This window comes from Georgenia faecalis, assembly GCF_003710105.1.
In the GTDB taxonomy this organism is placed as follows: domain Bacteria; phylum Actinomycetota; class Actinomycetes; order Actinomycetales; family Actinomycetaceae; genus Georgenia_A; species Georgenia_A faecalis.
On record NZ_CP033325.1, the window covers coordinates 192,036 to 209,648 of the forward strand.

Sequence of the window (17,613 nt, forward strand, 5' to 3'; positions counted from 1 at the left end):
GGTTGTCATGACGATGGAGCGGCTGGACCCTCCGCTGACCTGGTTCGCCGCGCCGGCACGCTCGGCCGAGCGCCTGCTGCCCGCGATCCCCGTCGTGCCGGCCCCCTCCCGCGGGTACCGCGCCGTCAAGCGCGCGGTGGACGTCGTGCTGGCGCTCGTCCTCGGGGCGGTGACGCTGCCCCTTGTGCCGCTCATCGCGCTGGCCATCACGCTGGACTCGCCGGGGGCCCCGTTCTACCGCCAGGTCCGCACCGGCCTGGGTGGGCGGCCTTTCCACATCTACAAGTTCCGCTCCATGGTGGCCGACGCCGAGCGGCCGGGGCGCCCCGTGTGGTCCGAACAGGGGGACCCGCGAGTGACGGCCGTGGGTCACCTGCTCAGGCGCAGCCGCCTGGACGAGATGCCGCAGCTGTGGAACATCCTGCGCGGCGAGATGACGTTCGTCGGTCCGCGCCCCGAGCGCCCCGAGCTCGTCCTCGCGCTCGAAGTCGCCTGCCCGGGGTTCGCCCGGCGCGTCGCCGTCAAGCCGGGGCTCACCGGGTGGGCCCAGGTCCGGCACACCTACACGAGCTCGGTCGCCGAGGCGGCCGTCAAGCTCGAGTACGACCTCTACTACATCCGCCACGCCGGCCTGCTCCTCGACGCCGAGATCCTCGTGCGCACCGTGGGCGTCGTGCTCGGCCGGAAGGGACGGTGACCATGGCACCGACGATGCTCGTCCTCTCGGCGGTCTCTCGCAGCCTCGCGCTGCAGAGCCCGGCCTCCTGGGACGTCGCCCGGGACCGCGGCATGGAGCTGACGTTCGCCGCCGCGGAGGACGCCTGGACGCCTGAGCTCGCCCGCTGGGGGGCGTTCCTGCCCCTGCGGGGCACCCGGTCCGTGCGTCCCGCCGGCCTCGCCCGCATGGCCGCCGACCTGCGCCGGCTGGCCGAGCGCGACTGGGACCTCGTCCAGGTCCAGACGCCGATCGTCGCGGCGCTGTGGCGGGTCCTCGCCCCGGCGCACCTGCGGGACCGGACCGTGTACGTCGTCCACGGCCTGCACGCCCAGCGGGACGACCGCGGCGTAGGGCCCGCGGCGGTGCGCGCGCTGGAGGCGCTGCTCGCCCCCCGCGCCGCAGCGGTCGCCACGGTGAGCGTCGAGGACGCCGCCTGGTTCCGCGCGCTCCCGGGCCTGCTCCACCCCCGCACCATCCGCAGCCTGCCGGGGGCGGGTGTCGACGTGAGCCGGTTCCGTGACGCCGAGCCGCTGGCGTCCGCGCCCCGGCCGTTCGCCCTCTTCTGCGGCGACCTCAACGCCAACAAGGACCCCCTCCTCGCCGTCGCGGCCGTCGAGCGGTGCCGCGGCGCCCATCCGGACCTCGGCCTGGTCGTCGTCGGGGAAGGGCCGTTGGCCCCGGTGCTGGCCGAGCTGGCGGAGGACCGGCCGTGGCTCACTCTCGTCCCCCGCACCCTCGACGTCGGGGCGTGGCTCGCCGCCGCCACCGTGCTGCTCTCCCCGAGCCGCCGCGAGGGCGTGCCCCGCGTCGTCATCGAGGCCCTCGCCGTCGGGACGCCGGTCGTCGCCCGCGAGAACCGGGGCAGCCGCGAGCTCCTCGTCGGCGGCGCCGGGACCATCCTTCCCGCGGGGGCGACCGCGGAGGAGTGGGCCCGGACCGTGGCCGGCGTCCTCGACGGTTCAGTCCCGCACCGGCCGACGATCGGCCGGGCGTGGGCGTACGACGTCAGTGCCTTCCGGCCCGCCTACGCCCGGCTGCTCGACGCCGTGCGCGCCACCGCGGGCGCGCGCCCGCCCACGGCCACCGACGTCTGAGCGGTCCGCCAGCGGCTGGTAGGCGTAGTAGCCGCCGCGGTTCTTCACGCTCACCTTGTTGAGCGCGATGCCCCTGAGGCGGGCACCCACGCGCACGAGGGTCTCGAGGGACTCCCGCAGCTGCGCCCGGTGGACACGGTCGGCCCCGGCGACGAGCACGGTCCCCCCGGCGAGGGTGCTCAGCACTGCCGCGTCCGTCACGGGCAGGACAGGCGGGCTGTCGAGCACGACGAGGTCGTAGGCGCCGGTGAGCTCCGCCAGGAGCGTGGTCATCTCCGTCGAGCCGAGGAGCTCGCTCGGGTTGGGGGGGATGACGCCGGAGACCAGGACGTCGACGGCACCCCGGTGCCAGGTCTGGACGACCTCCGAGAGCTCCGCGGCACCGATGAGGACGGTGGTGAGCCCGGCGCGTCCTTCGAGACCGAGGTAGGAGGCGACCGCAGGGCGACGGAGGTCGGCGTCGACGAGGATGACCCGCGCACCGGCGTTGCCCATGGCGATGGCGAGGTTGATGGCGGTCACCGTCTTGCCCTCGCCGGCCACCGAGGAGGTCACGACCAGCGAGCGTGCGTCGTCGCCGCGGTGGACGAAGGTGAGGTTGGTCCGCAGCTGACGGATGGCCTCGGCGAGCGCGCCCGTGGGGTCGTCGTCGACGAACGCGCGCGACGCCGCCTGCTCGAAGGCGACGGTGCCGATGACGGGGACGTCGGTGAGCTCGGCGACGTCCTCGGCGCTGCGCACGCGCGTGTCCGTGAGCCGGCGCACCACCGCCCAGGCGACGCCGACGAGGAGCCCGAGGACGCCCCCGAGGGCGAGTATGGCCGCCAAGCGGGGCGAGGTGGGCGAGTCGGGGACGTACGCCCGGGTGAGCACCGTCGCCACCACCGGCTCGGAGCCGTCGGAGGGGGCGGGGGTCAGCACCGCGGCGGCCCTCGCCAGCTCCGCCGCGACGGCGTTGGCCAGCTCGGCCGCGTGCGTCGCGTCGGGGTCCGTCACGGCGATCTCGAGGACCATGGTGCCCTCGGGTGCCGTGACGTCGATGACCTCGGCGAGCGCCCGGGTCCCCACGGCGAGGCCGAGGTCCTCCACCACCGGTTCGAGGACGAGGTCGGACCGGACAGCCTCGACGTAGGAGCTCATCTGGCTCTCGGTGAACGTCGACCCCTGGGCCAGCTCGGAGACGCTCTCCCCGCCGCGGACCGCGAAGTGCACCCGCGTCGCCGCCGTGTACTGGGGGGTCATGAGAGCCGTGAGCCCGAAGGCGGCGAGGAGCCCGAGCGCGGTGGCGGCGAGGATCGTCCGCCACCGTCGGGCCAGCAGGGTGAGGTAGGCGTTCAGGTCCATGCGAGTAGTCCTGCCCTTGTCGTGGGGTGCCGGGTGCCGGGGGACGAGCCGTCGGGGGGCGGGAGGCTGAGGGCGAGCGCGAGGCCCACGAGCAGCCAGAACGGCCGGAAGCTCTCCAGGCTCAGCGTCACCGCCTCGACGGCGAAGGCCACCATGGAGAACAGGAGGAAGGTCGCGACGCCCTGACCGCGAGCGCGTGCCGCGACGAGGCGGAGGCCGGCGAGCAGGGGCAGCGCGAGGATGACGAGCGCCCCGATGATCCCCACCTCCGCGAGGAGGCCGAGGTAGGTGTGGTGCGGGACGAACGCGGTGGGTGCGGCCAGGAGCGTGCCCGAGGCGGCGCGGAACTGCCCGATGCCCACGCCGAGGAACGGCTGGTGCTGCCACAGGTCGACGGCGCTGGACCAGAGCTCGAGCCGGTTGGTGTCGACCGTGCCGGGCTGGAGGACGCCGGTGGCGCGCTCCACGGAGGGCGCGGTGAGTGAGCGCGGGAGGACGAGGAACGCGGCACCGGCCGCGACGACGGCGAACACCGCCGCCGCCCGGAAGCGGGCCCCCGCCCCGCCCAGGCCCCCGGTGACAGCCGTGGCCACCGTGGCGACGACCAGGGCGAGGATGGCCGCGCGGGAGCCGGTCATCACCAGCGCCACGAGCATCGGCACGAGGTGCCACGTCAGCGCCCTGCCCGTGCGGCGGTACGCGGCTGCCATGGCGATCCCGAGGGAGAGCAGGAGGTAGACACCGAATGCGTTGGGGTCCTCGAAGGTGCCCGTGGCGCGGAAGTCGAAGCTGAGGCCCGTGTCGATCCCGGCGGTGTACGCGAGGGACCCGGCGATGCCGATGACGGCGACGGTGGAGGCGGTCCGGGTCCACAGGTCGAGGAAGCGCAGGTGGGTCCCCCCGGCGTCGGCGCCCCCGTCGCCGGTGCGCCCGGCCTGCCGGGCGCCGACGAAGCCGAGGAGCACGTACGCCGACATGATGGCGAGCTTGGCCGCCCCGGCAAGGCCGGCCGACAAGGAGGCGCCCCGCATCGTGAGGAGGGGCCACACCAGCGATGCCCACACGACGAGCTGCACGGCCAGCGCCCAGCACACGACGAGGTCCACGCCGGCGGGCCGGCGCCGGCCCCCCACCGCGGCGGCGAGGACGGCGACGAGCACGACGGGGTCGGCCAGGGAGGCGTTGAACTGGGTCGCCACCGGCGGGTAGAAGGAGATGGGCACGGCGACCACGGCTACCTCGAGCGCGGTGAGCCGCTGCGTGCGTGCCAGCCACACGCCGACGACGGCGCTCGCGGCGAGTGCCAGGCCCAAGGCGGCCGGTCCGCGGTCCGCGGTCGCCGAGACGGTGGCGAAGACGACCACGGCGAGGCTCGTAGCCCACATGCGCCCCGCCCCTCGGATGAGTGCCTTGCCCACCTGTCCGGCCCACCCTGCACGACGCCGTACAGATGTGCCGGATGCTAGCGCAGCCCTCGGGGGCACTGTGGGTGGTTGACTGTCGCCGACGTGAGGGAGGGTGCGGTGGACGAGGCGCCGGTCACGGTGGTCATCCCGTACTTCGACGCGTCCGGGACCATCGGCCGGGCCCTCGACAGCGTAGGGGCGCAGACCCGCCCGCCCGCCGAGGTGGTCGTGGTGGATGACGGCAGCAGTGCTCCCGAGCGGCGGGCGCTGCGCAGCATCCTCCTCACCCACCGGCGGGTGAGGCTGCTCGAGCTGCCGGGCAACGGCGGGCCGAGCGTGGCCCGCAACGCTGGCTGGGATGCCGCGACGCAGCCCTTCGTGGCCTTCCTCGACGCCGACGACTCCTGGCACCCCTGCAAGCTCGAGCGCCAGCTCACGGTCTTCGCCGCCCAGCCGGAGGCGGCCCTCGTCGCGCACGGCGGCACCGTTGCGCCGGACGGTGAGGCGCCGGGCGCGGTTCCCGCGCCGCTCCTCCAGCACCCACGCGTGCGCCGGGTGCGGACGCGGGACCTCCTCCTGCGCAACCAGTTCGGGACTCCGGCGGTCATGGTCCGCCGGGACGTCGCCGCCCGGTTCGACCCCACCCTGCGCTACGCCGAGGACCGGGACCTGTGGTTGCGTCTCCTCGTCGCCGACGCGCCCGTCCTGCTCGCCGACGAGGCGCTCGCCGTCTACCACAAGCCCCTCTACGGGGCGGGCGGGCTCAGCGGGCGCCTCTGGGCGATGGAGAGGGGCGAGCTCACCGTCTACCGTCGCCTGCGCGCCCGCGGAGACCTGTCGGCCGTGCTGTTCGTGGTGGCCACCACCGTCTCGGTGGTCAAGTTCGTCCGCCGACTCGTCGTGGTGGCCGTGCGACGCCTGCGCGGGCCTCGGTGACCGGCGCGGGTCGTCACGGCTCGCGGGCCGGCGGTGTCCTCGTCCTGGGTGGCGTCCTCGGGAGGGCGGCCGCGCAGTGGGTGCTCGTCTGGATCTTCGCTCTGGCGGGAGGGCCGGAGGAGGTGGGGGAGTACTCCTACGCGCTCGCGGTCGCCACGCCGGTGTTCCTCCTTCTCCAGCTCGGTCTGCGCAACGTCTACGTCACCTGGCCGTCCCGGCCGCCCTTCGGGCGGTTCCTCGGCATCCGGGTGATCGGCTCCGGCGCGGCCGCCGTCGTCGTGCTCGCCCTCGCCCTCACGCCGTGGGGGCCCGCACCGGCACTCGCCCTGCCCGTGGTGGTCCTCAAGGTCGCCGACGGCGTCCTCGACATGGTCCTCGGGCGCCTGCAGGACGAGCAGGCCATGGTGCGCATGGGCGGCGCGCTCCTAACCAGCGCCGCCCTCTCCACGGCCGGCGCAGCCGCCGTCGTCCTCCTGCACGGGGACGTCCTGTGGGCGCTGTGGGCCACGGTGCCCGGCCCGCTGCTCACCCTCGTAGTCGCCGGGCTGCGGCGCTCGGACACGCGTCCGGTCCCGGGCCCGTGGCGGGGCGAGGTCGCGCGGATCGTCCGCACCGCCGCCCCCGTCGGCGTCACCGACGTCCTCACCTCGCTCCTCACCTACCTGCCGGTGCTCGTCCTCGGCCTCGTCGGCAGCAGCGCGAGCGTCGGGGTGTTCTCCGCGGCGCTGGTCGTCGTCACCCTGGTTCTCCTGGTGCTCAGCGCGGTCCAGACGGTCGTCCTGCCGGGGGTCGTCCGCGCCGGCGTCGACGGCGGGCGCCGCGGCGTCCTCGTGGCGGCGGCACGGCTCGCGGCCGGTCTCACCGCGGCGGCGCTGATGGTGGCGGCGGCGGTCGTCGCTGTCGGCCCCCGGGCGCTCACGATCCTCTACGGCGAGGCGTTCGCGCTCCCGCGCCGCGACCTGTGGCCGCTCGCCGTCACCATCGCCGAGGCGCCGCTGCTCATGGTCAGTGGCCTCGTCCTCATGGCGCTGGGGCTGTACCGCCAGCAGATGTGGGGCGCTGTCCTTGCGGTGGTGGCCATGGTGGTGGCCGCGCTCGTCCTCGGCGCCGACGGCTTCGGGGTGCGCGAGGCGGGCGTGGTGCTCGTCGTCGGCACGGCGGTGCGGGTGGTGGTGGCGCTGGCGGCCGCGGGCGTCGATGGCCGCAGGAACGGCGGCTCCGGCCCCGCACCCCGTCTCCCGGCCTGATCGTCGCGCCCCGGCGGCGTCTCCTGGCGCCGGACGACGAAGGGGCCGCAGACCTTGCGGTCTGCGGCCCCTGGGTGGTCGGGGTGACAGGATTTGAACCTGCGGCCTCTTCGTCCCGAACGAAGCGCGCTACCAAGCTGCGCCACACCCCGGTGGAGCCTGCCTAGGATAGCCGAGCCGGGGGCGCAGAACGAAACCGGCGCGGATACAGGCATTCGAGGGCCTCCAGGGGCCCCAGGGCGCCGCCGGACGGCCGCCGGAGGGCGCCGGGCCTCAGCCGGCCGCGGCGACGAGCGTGAGCAGGCTGGCCTCCGGACGGCAGGCGAAGCGCACCGGGGCGTAGGGCGAGGTGCCCAGCCCGGCCGAGACGTTGAGCCAGGCGGAACCCTCACCGCCGGCCTCGTCGGGGCGGGCGGCCGGCCACCCGTGCAGGCCCCGCGCCCGGCGCGTGTCCAGGTCGCAGTTCGTCACGAGCGCGCCGTAGCCGGGGACGCGCAGCTGCCCACCGTGGGTGTGGCCCGCGAGGATGAGGGCGCACCCATCGGCGACCATCCGGTCGAGGACGCGTCGGTACGGCGCGTGTGCCACGCCGACGTGGAGACGATGGGCTCCGCCGTCCTTGCCGTCCTTGCCGTCCTTGGCGTTCGGGGCGTCGACGCCGGGACCACCGGGGCGCGGGGCACCGGCAGCGCGCTCCGGGAAGCGGTCACGGTCGAGGTGGGGGTCGTCGACCCCCACGAGCGAGAGCTCCACGCCGCCGGCCCGGACCCGGGCGCGCGCGTTCGTGAGGTCGGCCCAGCCCGCGTCCTGCATCGCCCGCGCGAGCTCGGGCGCGGGCAACGGCCGCGGGCCCTCGGCGTCGTCGCCGTCCGCGCGTCGGGGGTCGGCGAGAAAGTACCGGCCCGGGTTCTTGGGCACGGGGGAGTAGTAGTCGTTGGACCCGAGGACGAAGGCGCCGGGGCGCTCGAGCAGGGGCTCGAGCGCGTGGAGCACCGCGGGCAGGGCGTGCGGGTGCGCCATGTTGTCCCCGGTCGTCACGACGACGTCGGGCTCGAGCTCGACGAGCGAGCGCACCCACTCCTGCTTGAGCCGCTGCCCCGGCGTCATGTGGAGGTCGGAGAGGTGGAGGACGCGCAGCGGGGCCGCTCCGGCCGGCAGGACCGGGACCGTGGCCGTGCGCAGGGTGAACAGCCGGGTCTCGAGGACCGCCCAACCGAGGGCGCCAAGGCCCGCGAGGCCGACGGCGCCGGTCGCCCGGCCTAACCGGCTCAGTTGTCCTCCCCGCCGTCGTCGGGGCTGCCCTCGCCCGCGCCGGCCCCACCGGGGCTGGGGCTGGGGCTGGGGCTGGGCGTGGCGGGTCGCGCCGGGGAGGACTGGCGGGAGGCCGCCGAGCCCGAGCTGGGGTAGATCGTCACGGTGGCGCCGCGGCTCGCCTGGCTGCCCGCCGCGGGCTGTGTCCCGGCTGCCGTCCCCGAGGGCCACGTCGCGGCCACGGGGTTCCCGATGCGGACGGTGTACCCGGCGGCCTCGAGGGTCTGACGGGCCTCCTCGAGGCTGCGGCCGCCGATGTCGGGGACCCGGTCCCCGGCGATCTGGCGCGGGTTGGCCTCCGGGAAGGGAACGACCGGCATGCCCTCGGTCGCGCGCTCCATGTACGCCTTCCACGTCGGGGCCGCGATGAGGCCGCCGTAGACGCGGTCGTGGTAGCGCCCGTTGATGGTGATGTCGCCCATGACGCGGTCGCCCGCCGAGTAGCCCATCCACACGGCGGTGGACATCTGCGGGATGTAGCCGACGAACCAGGCGTGCTTGTCGTCGTTCGCCGTGCCGGTCTTGCCGGCGGTGGGGCGGCCGGGCAGGTTCGCCGGGGCGCCGGTGGCGCCGCGGGTCTGGGTGACCGTCTGGAGGGCGTGGTTGACGCCGTTGACGATGTCCGTCTCGAGGACCTGCTGGCAGTTCGACGGCGGCACCGCGATCTCCTCGCCCTCGCGGCTCACCATGCGGGTGATGGCGACGGGGTCGCACGCCGTCCCGCCCGCGGCGAGCGTGGCGTAGGCGTTGGCCATCGACAGGGGGGTGACGGTGTTGGCGCCGAGGGTCATCGACGGGATGGGCTCGAGCGGCGCGCCGGTGCCCGTCTCCACGCCCATTGCCTCGGCGACGCCGGTGATGGCGCACAGGTCGAGCTGGCTCGCCATGACGACGAAGGAGGTGTTCACCGACATCCGGGTGGACTCGAGGACGGTCATCCGGCCACCGCCGAACCCCTCGAGGTTCTTCGGGTCCCAGTCGTCCGCCTTGTCGGGCGCGCAGGAGATGTTCCACACCTCCCGCGGGAAGTGGCGGTTGTCGGAGTCCACCCGGTCCATGAGCGAGTGCCCGGTGCGGAGCCACTCGATGAGGGTGAACACCTTGAAGGTGGAGCCGGACTGGAAGCCCAGGCCACCGCCGTAGCTCGTGCCCACGTTGAAGTTCACCAGGGTGGCGCGCGGGTCCTCCGGCGTGGCCTGGCCATAGTTGGTGTTCTGCGCCATCGCGAGGATCTTGCCGGTCCCCGGCTCGACCGAGGACAGCGCCATGGAGATGCCCGACGGGTCGTTGGTCGGGACCGCCCCCGTCACCGACTCGAACGCCGCCTGCTGCTTGGCCGGGTCGAGCGTGGTGTGGATCTCGAGGCCGCCCCGGAGGAGGAGCTGGCGGCGGGCGCTGACGTCCTCGCCGTAGGCCTCGTTGTTGAGGATCTCCTTGACGACGTACTCGCAGAAGTACGCCGCGGTGCCCGCCACCGCGCAGCCGTTGGAGGAGTTCTGGACGTTGAGCATCTCGGCGAGGGGCTGCGCGACGGCGGCGTCGTGCTCCTCGGGGGTGATGTAGCCCTGGTCGCGCATGAGGCGCAGCACGACGTTGCGGCGGTTGAACGCGTTCTCCGGGTTGGCCACCGGGTCCAGGTTGTTGGGCGACTGGGTGATGCCGGCGAGCAGCGCGGACTCGCCGATCCCCAGCTCCGCTGCCGACTTGTTGAAGTAGTGGCGCGCCGCGGTCTCGACGCCGTACTGCGAGGGCCCGAACTGCGCGATGTTGAGGTAGCCCGCGAGGATCTCCTCCTTGCTCCACACCTGCTCCAGGCCGATGGCCATGCGCGCCTCGCGCAGCTTGCGTCCGACGGTCCGCTCGGTGGCCTGCTCGAAGAGCTCGGGGTCGCCCGTGACCCGGCTCTCCTCGATGAGGACGTTCTTCACGTACTGCTGGGTGAGCGTCGAGGCGCCCTCGACGCTGTCGCTGACGGCGTTGGTGACCGCCGCCCGGACCATGCCCTCGGCGTCGACCCCGCGGTGCTCGTAGAACCGGCGGTCCTCGGTCGCCACGACGGCGTCCTTGACGTGCTGGGAGATCGCGTCGAGGCCGACGACGATGCGGTTCTCGGCGTAGAAGGTCGCCAGCCGGTTGCCGCCGGCGTCGAGGATGACGCTCTGCTCGGAGGGCTCGTTGATGGTGAGCTCGCTGGGCAGCTCGTCGAAGAGGTCGACGCTCGCGGCGCTCACCGCCCCCACGGACCCGACGGCGGGCAGCAGCAGGCCGGCCGTGAGGATGCCGCCGGTACCGGCAATGAGGAGGAACGCGACGAAGAGCGCGACCAGCTGGATCGGGCTGACGGCGCGCCCGGACGGGCGGCTGGAGGCAGACATGGTGCTAAGGGTACGCGGAGGTGTGGTACCCGGTCTGCCCCGGTATTCGCGTGGCGGACGGGGTCGTGATGCCGGGCTCGCAGGCGTTTCGCGACACCGCACCGCAAAGATCGACCCACCTGTCGCAAATTTCGGCGCGCAATTGCGAACGTGGACGCCAACCCGGCATTCTCCGACATTTGTGCACAGCGATCCGGCGACATGCTCCCCGGTCCGCGAAGTGGGTCAGCAGATCCGGCATGGCAGGCGCGCTGACGCCAGTAATTCGGCCGTAGTGGCGCGGCCTATCGGCAGAACCGGCGCTTTCGGCGGGCTGTGCTCGAACTGTAATCTGGCCAATGGTCAGGGGGGTATCGACATACGTTGATGACGCGCTAACATTCCGCTCAGCGTAGAGACGGCAACGACGCCGCGGACGGAAGAGAAGGATCACCGATGAGCGTGAGTGACGACCAGACGTGGGCGGCCCGGGCCGCCTGCAGCTCCATCGAGCCTGACGAGCTGTTCGTCCGCGGCGCCGCTCAGCGGATGGCGCGCACGTTGTGCTTCGGCTGCACCGTGCGGATGGAGTGCCTCGCCGACGCCCTCGACTCGCAGGTGGCCTTCGGCGTGTGGGGCGGGCTCACCGAGCGGGAGCGGCGCGCGCTGCTCCGCCGCTACCCCGGCGTCCCCTCGTGGAGCGCGAGGCTCAAGGACGATGACGAGCTCATCGCCGAGCTGCGGGCGCAGCGTCCCCCGCGGATCCTCTCGCGCACCCGCACGCGCCCGGCCTAGCGGGCCCGACGGCGTCGCGCGGCTGGCGGGCGCGACCGTCGCCCGCCCCCGCACCTAGGATGGGGTCCATGGTGACCTGGGAGTACGCGACCATCCCGCTTCTCATCCACAGCACGAAGGCGATCCTCGACCAGTGGGGCGCCGACGGCTGGGAGCTCGTCCAGGTGGTCCCCGGACCGCAGGGCCAGAACCTCGTCGCCTACCTCAAGCGCCCCAAGCAGTGAGCATCCAGGACCGGCTCGACGAGCTGGGCCTGGCTCTCCCTCCGGTGGTGCCGCCGGTGGCTGCCTACGTGCCCGCCGTCCGCTGGGGTGACCTCGTGTGGACCGCCGGCCAGCTGCCCATGGTCGACGGTGCGCTGCCGGTGACCGGGCACGTCGGCGAGGGCGACGGCCTCGTCGCTCCGGGGGAGGCGGCCGCCCTGGCGGCGATCGCCGCGCTCAACGCTCTCGCGGCCGTCGACCGTGAGGTGGGGAGCCTCGACGCCGTCGCCCGCATCGTCAAAGTCGTGGGCTTCGTCGCGAGCGCGCCCGGGTTCACGGGCCAGCCCGCGGTCGTCGACGGCGCGTCGACCCTCCTCAGGGAGATCTTCGGCGACGCGGGCGTGCACGCGCGCAGCGCGGTCGGTGTGAGCGAGCTGCCGCTCGGTGCCCCGGTCGAGGTCGAGCTCGTCGTCGCCCTGCGCTGACGCGCGGCACTCCTGACGGGGCAGAAGCCCGCCCGACCCGACGCCGGCCGCCGGTCCGCGTACCAGTGGACGCCGGGCGCAGCGCCGGTCCAGGACCGGCGCTGTGGCAGGAGCGGTCAGCGCGCCCGGCGCTGGAGTCGCTCGACGTCGAGGAGGTGGACCGCCCGGCCCTCGAGCCGGATCCACCCGCGCCCGACGAAGTCGGCGAGCGACTTGTTCACGGTCTCCCGGGAAGCGCCCACCAGCTGGGCGAGCTCCTCCTGGGTGAGGTCGTGGGGGACGCGGATGCTCGTGCCCGTGCGCTCGCCGAAGCGGTCGGAGAGGTCGAGCAGCGCCTTGGCGACCCGCCCGGGGACGTCGGAGAAGACGAGGTCGGCGAGGGCGGTGTTCGTCCGGCGCAGGCGCTGGGCCAGGGCCTTGAGCATGTGCTTGGCCAGCTCGGGTCGGGCGTCGATGAGCTCCATGAACGGCTCGTGCTGCAGCTCGAGCAGGCGCGTGGGGGCGATGGCCGTGGCCGTGGCCGTCCGCTCGCCCGGGTCGAACAGCGTCAGCTCGCCGAGGAGCTCGCCGGGGCCGAGGACGGCGAGGAGGTTCTCCCGCCCGTCGCTCGCCCGGTGCCCGAGCTTCACCTTCCCCTCGACGACGAGGTAGAGCCGGTCACCCGGGTCGCCCTCGTTGAAGAGGGTCTCGCCCCGGCGCAGGACGACCTCTTCCATGGACTCCCGCAGGGCCTGGCGCGCGTCGGCGTCCAGAGCCGCGAAGAGCGGGACGGAGCTGATCGCGGTGTCCTCCACGGTGGCATCCCTTCATCGTTCGGTTGTGCAGATCCATACCTATATTGCCACCCCGTGGGCGCGGATGCCCCGGCGCCCCCTGTCGACCCCCCCGCTCGGACCGCGCCTCGTGGGCACGCGGGCCGCGCCGGCTGCCGGCGCCGGGGGGCGCGACCTAGAGTGGTCGGGTGAGAGGAGTGCCGCCCGTCGACGTCGTCGACGACGTCCTGGCGACGGCCTGGCCGGACGCCCGCTGCGAGCTCGACTTCACCACGCCGCTCGAGCTCCTCGTCGCCACCGTCCTGTCGGCGCAGACCACGGACGTGCGCGTGAACACGGTCACCCCCGAGCTCTTCGTCCGGTACCCGAGCGCGCAGGCGTACGCCTCGGCCGCGACCGGTGACCTCGAGGCGGTCCTGCGCCCGCTGGGGTTCTTCCGGCAGAAGGCCGCGGCGCTCCAGGGCATCGGTGCGGCGCTGCTGGACCGGCACGGCGGGCAGGTGCCGGCCACGATGGCCGAGCTCCAGGCCCTGCCCGGAGTGGGGCGCAAGACCGCCAACGTCGTCCTGGGCAACGCCTTCGGGATCCCCGGCATCACGGTCGACACCCACGTCGGGCGGCTCGCCCGGCGACTCGGGTGGAGCGTCGAGCACGACCCCGTCAAGGTGGAACGGGACATCGCGGCCCAGGCGGACCCGGCCCGCTGGACCATGCTCTGTCACCGCCTCATCGTCCACGGGCGGCGGGTGTGCCACTCCCGCCGGCCGGCGTGCGGCGCCTGCGTGCTCGCCGACCTGTGCCCGTCCTTCGGCATCGGCGAGACGGAACCCGAGGCGGCCCGGGCGCTGGTGCGGACCGGTCCCGGTCAGGCGGGCAGCGAGGCCAGGTAGTCGAGGAGGATCGCGCTCACCTGCTCGGGGGCCTCCTCGGGGAGGAAGTGCCCGGCGCCGACCAGCTGCTCGGTCCGCAACGGCCCCGCGACGAGCTCCGCGTCGCGCGTGTAGGCGGCGGCCGGCAGGACCCGGTCCTGCGCGCCGTGCATCGCGAGCACGGGCACCCGGACGGGCTCGCTGACCCGGTCGAGGAAACGCCGCCCGTCCGGGCGGGGCGTGGAGCGCACCAGCCATCGGATGTGCTCGAGGCTGGTGTGGGCCACCGAGGGCAGCCGCATCGCGGCCGTGTACACGGCGATCTCGTCGGGGTCGAGCACCCGGTCCGGCGCGGAACCGGCGCGGAGCGCGCGGGTCACGAGGTCACCGTGGGTGAGGGCCCGCTCGGGGAACCAGGGCACCTGCGCCCGGGCGAGGAAGGCGCGCGTTCGCCACGGCACGCCGTGGTTGCGGCGCAGGATCGCGGCCGGGTGGGGGCTGGCGAGGACGGCGACGCCGCGGGTCAGGCGCGGCTCGTAGGCCGGCATCGCCCAGGCCACCGTGCCGCCGAAGCTGTGGCCCACCACGACGACGCGGCTCGCCCCGAGGGAGCGCACGACGCCGGCGACGTCCGCGGCGAGCACGGGGGTGCCGTGCCCGGTCGGGGGCTTGTCCGAGCCCCCGAAGCCGCGCAGGTCCATGGCCACAACCCGGTACCCCGCCTCGGCGAGGGGGAGGAGCTGGTGCCGCCACGCCCACCACAGCTGGGGGAAGGCGTGGAGGAGGACGACGTGCTGGCCGTTGGGAGGGCCCGCGAGGGCCACGTGGAACCGGGACCCGTTGGCGGGGACGAAGCGGTGCTCCCACGGCCCCGCGCGCAGGACGACGCTCTTCGGGTCTGGGGCCACGCGTGGGGACACTACCGTGCCCGGGGCCGGCCGTGGCCCGCCCCGGGCTGGTGGCGCCTAAGCCTTCGGGGTGTGCAGGCCGGCACTGATGAGGTTCATCACCGAGGAGTCGGCGAGCGTCGTCACGTCCCCGACCGTCCGGTTCTCGGCGACGTCCCGGAGCAGGCGCCGCATGATCTTCCCGGACCGGGTCTTGGGCAGCTCCGCCACGACGAGGATCGAGCGCGGCTTGGCGATGGGGCCGATCTCCCGGGCGACGTGGGCGCGCAGCTCGGCCACGGTGGCCGCGGTGTCCCCGCCCTCGGCGGCGGCCTTCTCGGCCGCCTCGCCGCGGAGGATGACGAAGGCGACGACGGCCTGGCCGGTGGTGTCGTCGCTCGCCCCGACGACGGCGGCCTCCGCCACCGAGGGGTGCGAGACGAGCGCCGACTCGATCTCCGTCGTCGAGAGCCGGTGGCCGGAGACGTTCATCACGTCGTCGACCCGCCCGAGCAGCCAGATGTCGCCGTCGTCGTCCTTCTTCGCCCCGTCCCCGGCGAAGTACTTCCCGGGGAAGCGGGACCAGTAGGTGTCCCGGAAGCGCTGCTCGTCGCCCCAGATGCCGCGGAGCATCGCCGGCCACGGCTCGGCGAGGACGAGGTAGCCGCCGGCGCCGTCGGGCACGGGCTCACCCGCCTCGTCGACGACGTCCGCGGCGATACCGGGCAGGGGCGTCTGCGCGGATCCCGGCTTGGCGGCGGTGACGCCGGGGAGCGGGGAGATCATGATCGCGCCGGTCTCCGTCTGCCACCACGTGTCCACCACGGGCGCGCGGTCGCCGCCGATGACGCGGCGGTACCACATCCACGCCTCGGGGTTGATGGGCTCGCCCACCGAGCCCAGGACGCGCAGCGAGCTGAGGTCGTACTTGGCGGGGTGCTCCTCGCCCCACTTCATGCAGGTGCGGATCGCCGTCGGCGCCGTGTACAGGATGGTGACCCCGTACTTCTCGATGATCTCCCACCACCGGCCGCGGTGCGGGGTGTCCGGGGTGCCCTCGTACATCACCTGGGTGGCGCCGTTGAGGAGCGGGCCGTACGCGACGTAGGTGTGGCCGGTGACCCAGCCGACGTCGGCCGTGCACCAGTACACGTCGGTCTCCGGCTTGAGGTCGAAGACGTTGAGGTGGGTGAACGCCGCCTGTGCGAGGTAGCCGCCCGTGGTGTGGAGGATCCCCTTGGGCCGACCGGTCGTGCCGGAGGTGTAGAGGATGAACAGCGGGTGCTCGGCCTCGACGGGGACGGGCTCGTGCTCGGCGCTCGCCGCGTCGACGCTCTCGTGCCACCAGACGTCGCGGCCCGGCGTCCACCCGACCTCCTGGCCGGTGCGCCGGACGACGAGGACGTGCTCGACGGGGGTCTCGCCCTTGGTGAGCGCCTCGTCGACGGCCGGCTTGAGCGCGCTCGCCGACCCGCGGCGGTAGCCGCCGTCGGCGGTGATGACGAGCCGGGCTTCGGCGTCGACGATGCGCGAGTACAGCGCCTCGGCGGAGAACCCCCCGAAGACGACGGAGTGCGGGGCGCCGATGCGCGCGCAGGCGAGCATGGCGATGACCGCCTCGGGGATCATCGGCAGGTAGATGGCGACGCGGTCGCCGGTGGTGACGCCGAGGTCACCGAGCGTGTTGGCCGCCTTGGCGACCTCCCGCTGGAGGTCGGCGTAGGTGAGGGTGCGGACCTCGCCCTGCTCGCCCTCCCAGTGGATCGCGACGCGGTCCCCGTGGCCGGCCTCGACGTGGCGGTCGACGGCGTTGTAGGCGGCGTTGAGCCGGCCGTCGGCGAACCAGCGGGCGCGCGGCGCCTGCGAGAAGTCGAGGACCTCGGTGAACTCGGTGGACCACGACAGCAGCGACCGGGCCTGGTCGGCCCAGAACCCGAGGCGGTCCGCGTCGGCGCGCTCGTACATCTCGGGCTGGGCGTTGGCCTGCGCCGCGAACGCGGGGTCCGGCGGAAAGCGGCGCTCCTCGACGAGGAGGTTCTCCAGGCCGCCGGGGGCGGTCGAGTGGTCGTCGGGCTGGTCAGCCATGGGGTCCTCCAGGCAGCGTCGTTGGTGCGCATCCACCGGCGGGCCACGTGGCGTGGCCCCGGCTCTCAGACGATAGCGCGCCCCCCGAGGACGGTCCGGCCGTCTCATCGGGGGGCGCGCGGGGAGGGGCTCAGCCGCGGCGGCTCCGCGCGGGGAGTGCCGCCTCGCGGCGGCCCTGGCGGCGGGCGCCGTGGGAGACCACCCCGAGGAGGATCAGCGCGACGCCGTAGACGACGAACCGGCCGGTGCTCCCGGTGGCGACGAGGTGGTGCGTGACGTTGCTGCCCAGGTCGCCCAGCCCGTCGAGCCGGCCGCTGACGGTCTCCACCACGTCGGCCGTCTGCTCGGGCACCGCGACGAACGCGAGGCCGAGGAGGAGGACGAGCACGCCGCTGACGAACGCCCCGACCGAGGACCACCGCGCCGTGAGGAGCACGACGACGAGGACGACGAGGCCGGCCGCGAGCTCGAGGAGCGCCGCGACGTTGAGGGTGCCCGTGTCCCACGGGTTGCCCTCGGGCAGCGTGAGGCGGGCGCCGGCGTCGGCGAGGAGGTACCAGGCCACGGGGAGGAGGACGAGGGTGAGGAGGATGCTCCAGAAGTGCGCGGCCGTGCGCGAGCGCGGGCGGGCCTCGGTGGCGCCGTCGAGGATGACGTCGGTGTCCGGGTCGTCCTCGCGCGCGGCGGCGCGGGCGCGGGCCTCGGGCGAGCGGTCGTCGTCGGCCCCCGCCCTGGGCGCCGGTGCGGCGTCGTCGCCGGGGGTGATCGTCGTGTAGGGGTCGCTCTGGTAGGGCGAGCCGCCCTGGTCGCCCATGAGGATGGCGGCGCTGCGCTCCTCGGAGAGCCGCCGGCTGGGGCGCTCGGTGGGGCGGTCCGGGCCGTCGGTGGTGAGGCCGTCGGTGGTGAGGCCGCCCACGGCGGAGCTGCCGTGGGCGGCGCCGTCCCGGGAAGCGGCGTCGTCGTAGGCGGGCGCGGACTCGTCGGGCCCGGGGGCGCCGTCACCGGGACCGGCCGTGCGGTCCCCGTCGGAGGGCTGCGGAGATGCGGACACGGGTCCTCCTCGTCTCGGTGGTCCCCCCCAACGTAGCCAGGCGGGGACCCCGGGG

Annotated in this window: 15 protein-coding genes, 1 tRNA gene and 1 pseudogene; 8 read left to right on the top strand and 9 right to left on the bottom strand. The window is 74.3% G+C overall.

The annotated features are described in order from the left end of the window. Positions 1-7 precede the first annotated feature (7 nt). Positions 8-697 (top strand): sugar transferase, encoded by a 690-nt coding sequence (locus tag EBO36_RS00800; RefSeq protein WP_122822934.1) that lies wholly within the window; start codon positions 8-10, stop codon positions 695-697. Between the two features lie 2 nt (positions 698-699). After that, positions 700-1,812, top strand: a complete 1,113-nt coding sequence (locus EBO36_RS15520; RefSeq protein WP_122822935.1) for a glycosyltransferase — start codon at positions 700-702, stop codon at positions 1,810-1,812. Positions 1,813-1,842: 30 nt separating this feature from the next. On the opposite strand, the pseudogene EBO36_RS00810 reads toward EBO36_RS15520, so the two are convergent. Both EBO36_RS00810 and EBO36_RS00815 read right to left on the bottom strand, forming a co-directional pair. Next, a pseudogene (locus EBO36_RS00810) lies at positions 1,843-3,156 on the bottom strand (tyrosine-protein kinase domain-containing protein); the annotation flags it as partial. Further along, positions 3,147-4,541 carry an O-antigen ligase family protein gene (locus EBO36_RS00815; protein WP_122822937.1) on the bottom strand — a complete coding sequence of 465 codons (1,395 nt, stop codon included), beginning with the start codon at positions 4,539-4,541 and terminating at the stop codon, positions 3,147-3,149. The pseudogene EBO36_RS00810 and the gene EBO36_RS00815, both read right to left, overlap by 10 nt. A 138-nt stretch (positions 4,542-4,679) precedes the next feature. On the opposite strand from EBO36_RS00815, the gene EBO36_RS00820 reads away from it, so the two are divergent. Together EBO36_RS00820 and EBO36_RS00825 are read left to right on the top strand one after the other, a co-directional pair. Next, positions 4,680-5,498 carry a glycosyltransferase family 2 protein gene (locus EBO36_RS00820; RefSeq protein WP_164471260.1) on the top strand — a complete coding sequence of 273 codons (819 nt, stop codon included), beginning with the start codon at positions 4,680-4,682 and terminating at the stop codon, positions 5,496-5,498. Beyond that, positions 5,495-6,745, top strand: a complete 1,251-nt coding sequence (locus tag EBO36_RS00825) for an oligosaccharide flippase family protein (RefSeq protein WP_122822939.1) — start codon at positions 5,495-5,497, stop codon at positions 6,743-6,745. The genes EBO36_RS00820 and EBO36_RS00825 overlap by 4 nt, the downstream gene beginning before the upstream one ends. 75 nt (positions 6,746-6,820) lie before the next feature. Here the strand turns inward: EBO36_RS00825 and EBO36_RS00830 are convergent. The 3 genes from EBO36_RS00830 to EBO36_RS00840 form a co-directional block, all read right to left on the bottom strand. Further along, positions 6,821-6,897: transfer RNA gene (locus EBO36_RS00830), tRNA-Pro, on the bottom strand. Positions 6,898-7,018: 121 nt separating this feature from the next. Then, entirely contained in the window at positions 7,019-8,017 is a 999-nt protein-coding gene (locus EBO36_RS00835; protein ID WP_122825354.1) for a metallophosphoesterase, read from the bottom strand. Further along, complete coding sequence (locus tag EBO36_RS00840; protein WP_122822940.1) at positions 8,014-10,431, bottom strand: penicillin-binding protein; 2,418 nt, start codon at positions 10,429-10,431, stop codon at positions 8,014-8,016. Before EBO36_RS00840 ends, EBO36_RS00835 begins: the two co-directional genes overlap by 4 nt. Before the next feature lie 435 nt (positions 10,432-10,866). Between EBO36_RS00840 and EBO36_RS00845 the strand changes: the two genes are divergently transcribed. The 3 genes from EBO36_RS00845 (at position 10,867) to EBO36_RS00855 (ending at position 11,893) form a co-directional block, all read left to right on the top strand. Beyond that, on the top strand, positions 10,867-11,205 hold the full coding sequence (locus EBO36_RS00845) for a WhiB family transcriptional regulator (protein ID WP_122822941.1): 339 nt from the start codon (positions 10,867-10,869) through the stop codon (positions 11,203-11,205). Positions 11,206-11,273: 68 nt separating this feature from the next. Next, positions 11,274-11,429, top strand: coding sequence for a Sp36 family protein (gene sp36, locus EBO36_RS00850; RefSeq protein WP_122822942.1), 156 nt, complete (start codon positions 11,274-11,276; stop codon positions 11,427-11,429). Further along, complete coding sequence (locus EBO36_RS00855; protein WP_122822943.1) at positions 11,426-11,893, top strand: RidA family protein; 468 nt, start codon at positions 11,426-11,428, stop codon at positions 11,891-11,893. Before sp36 ends, EBO36_RS00855 begins: the two co-directional genes overlap by 4 nt. A 116-nt stretch (positions 11,894-12,009) precedes the next feature. Here EBO36_RS00855 and EBO36_RS00860 read toward each other — a convergent pair whose 3' ends face one another. Continuing rightward, the gene (locus tag EBO36_RS00860) at positions 12,010-12,687 is read right to left on the bottom strand and encodes a Crp/Fnr family transcriptional regulator (protein WP_277602245.1); all 678 of its coding nucleotides are present in this window, start codon (positions 12,685-12,687) and stop codon (positions 12,010-12,012) included. Positions 12,688-12,854: 167 nt separating this feature from the next. Between EBO36_RS00860 and nth the strand changes: the two genes are divergently transcribed. Continuing rightward, positions 12,855-13,556 (top strand): endonuclease III, encoded by a 702-nt coding sequence (gene nth, locus EBO36_RS00865; protein WP_122822944.1) that lies wholly within the window; start codon positions 12,855-12,857, stop codon positions 13,554-13,556. Here the strand turns inward: nth and EBO36_RS00870 are convergent. From EBO36_RS00870 to EBO36_RS00880, 3 genes are all read right to left on the bottom strand, one after another. Further along, on the bottom strand, positions 13,532-14,443 hold the full coding sequence (locus EBO36_RS00870; protein WP_122822945.1) for an alpha/beta fold hydrolase: 912 nt from the start codon (positions 14,441-14,443) through the stop codon (positions 13,532-13,534). The two genes, nth and EBO36_RS00870, sit on opposite strands and share 25 nt — an antisense overlap. Positions 14,444-14,500: 57 nt before the next feature. Continuing rightward, positions 14,501-16,507: an acetate--CoA ligase gene (gene acs / locus EBO36_RS00875; RefSeq protein ID WP_122822946.1), complete on the bottom strand. Its 2,007-nt coding sequence runs from the start codon at positions 16,505-16,507 to the stop codon at positions 14,501-14,503. Positions 16,508-16,637: 130 nt separating this feature from the next. Continuing rightward, positions 16,638-17,558: a hypothetical protein gene (locus EBO36_RS00880; RefSeq protein WP_122822947.1), complete on the bottom strand. Its 921-nt coding sequence runs from the start codon at positions 17,556-17,558 to the stop codon at positions 16,638-16,640. Positions 17,559-17,613: the final 55 nt, after the last annotated feature.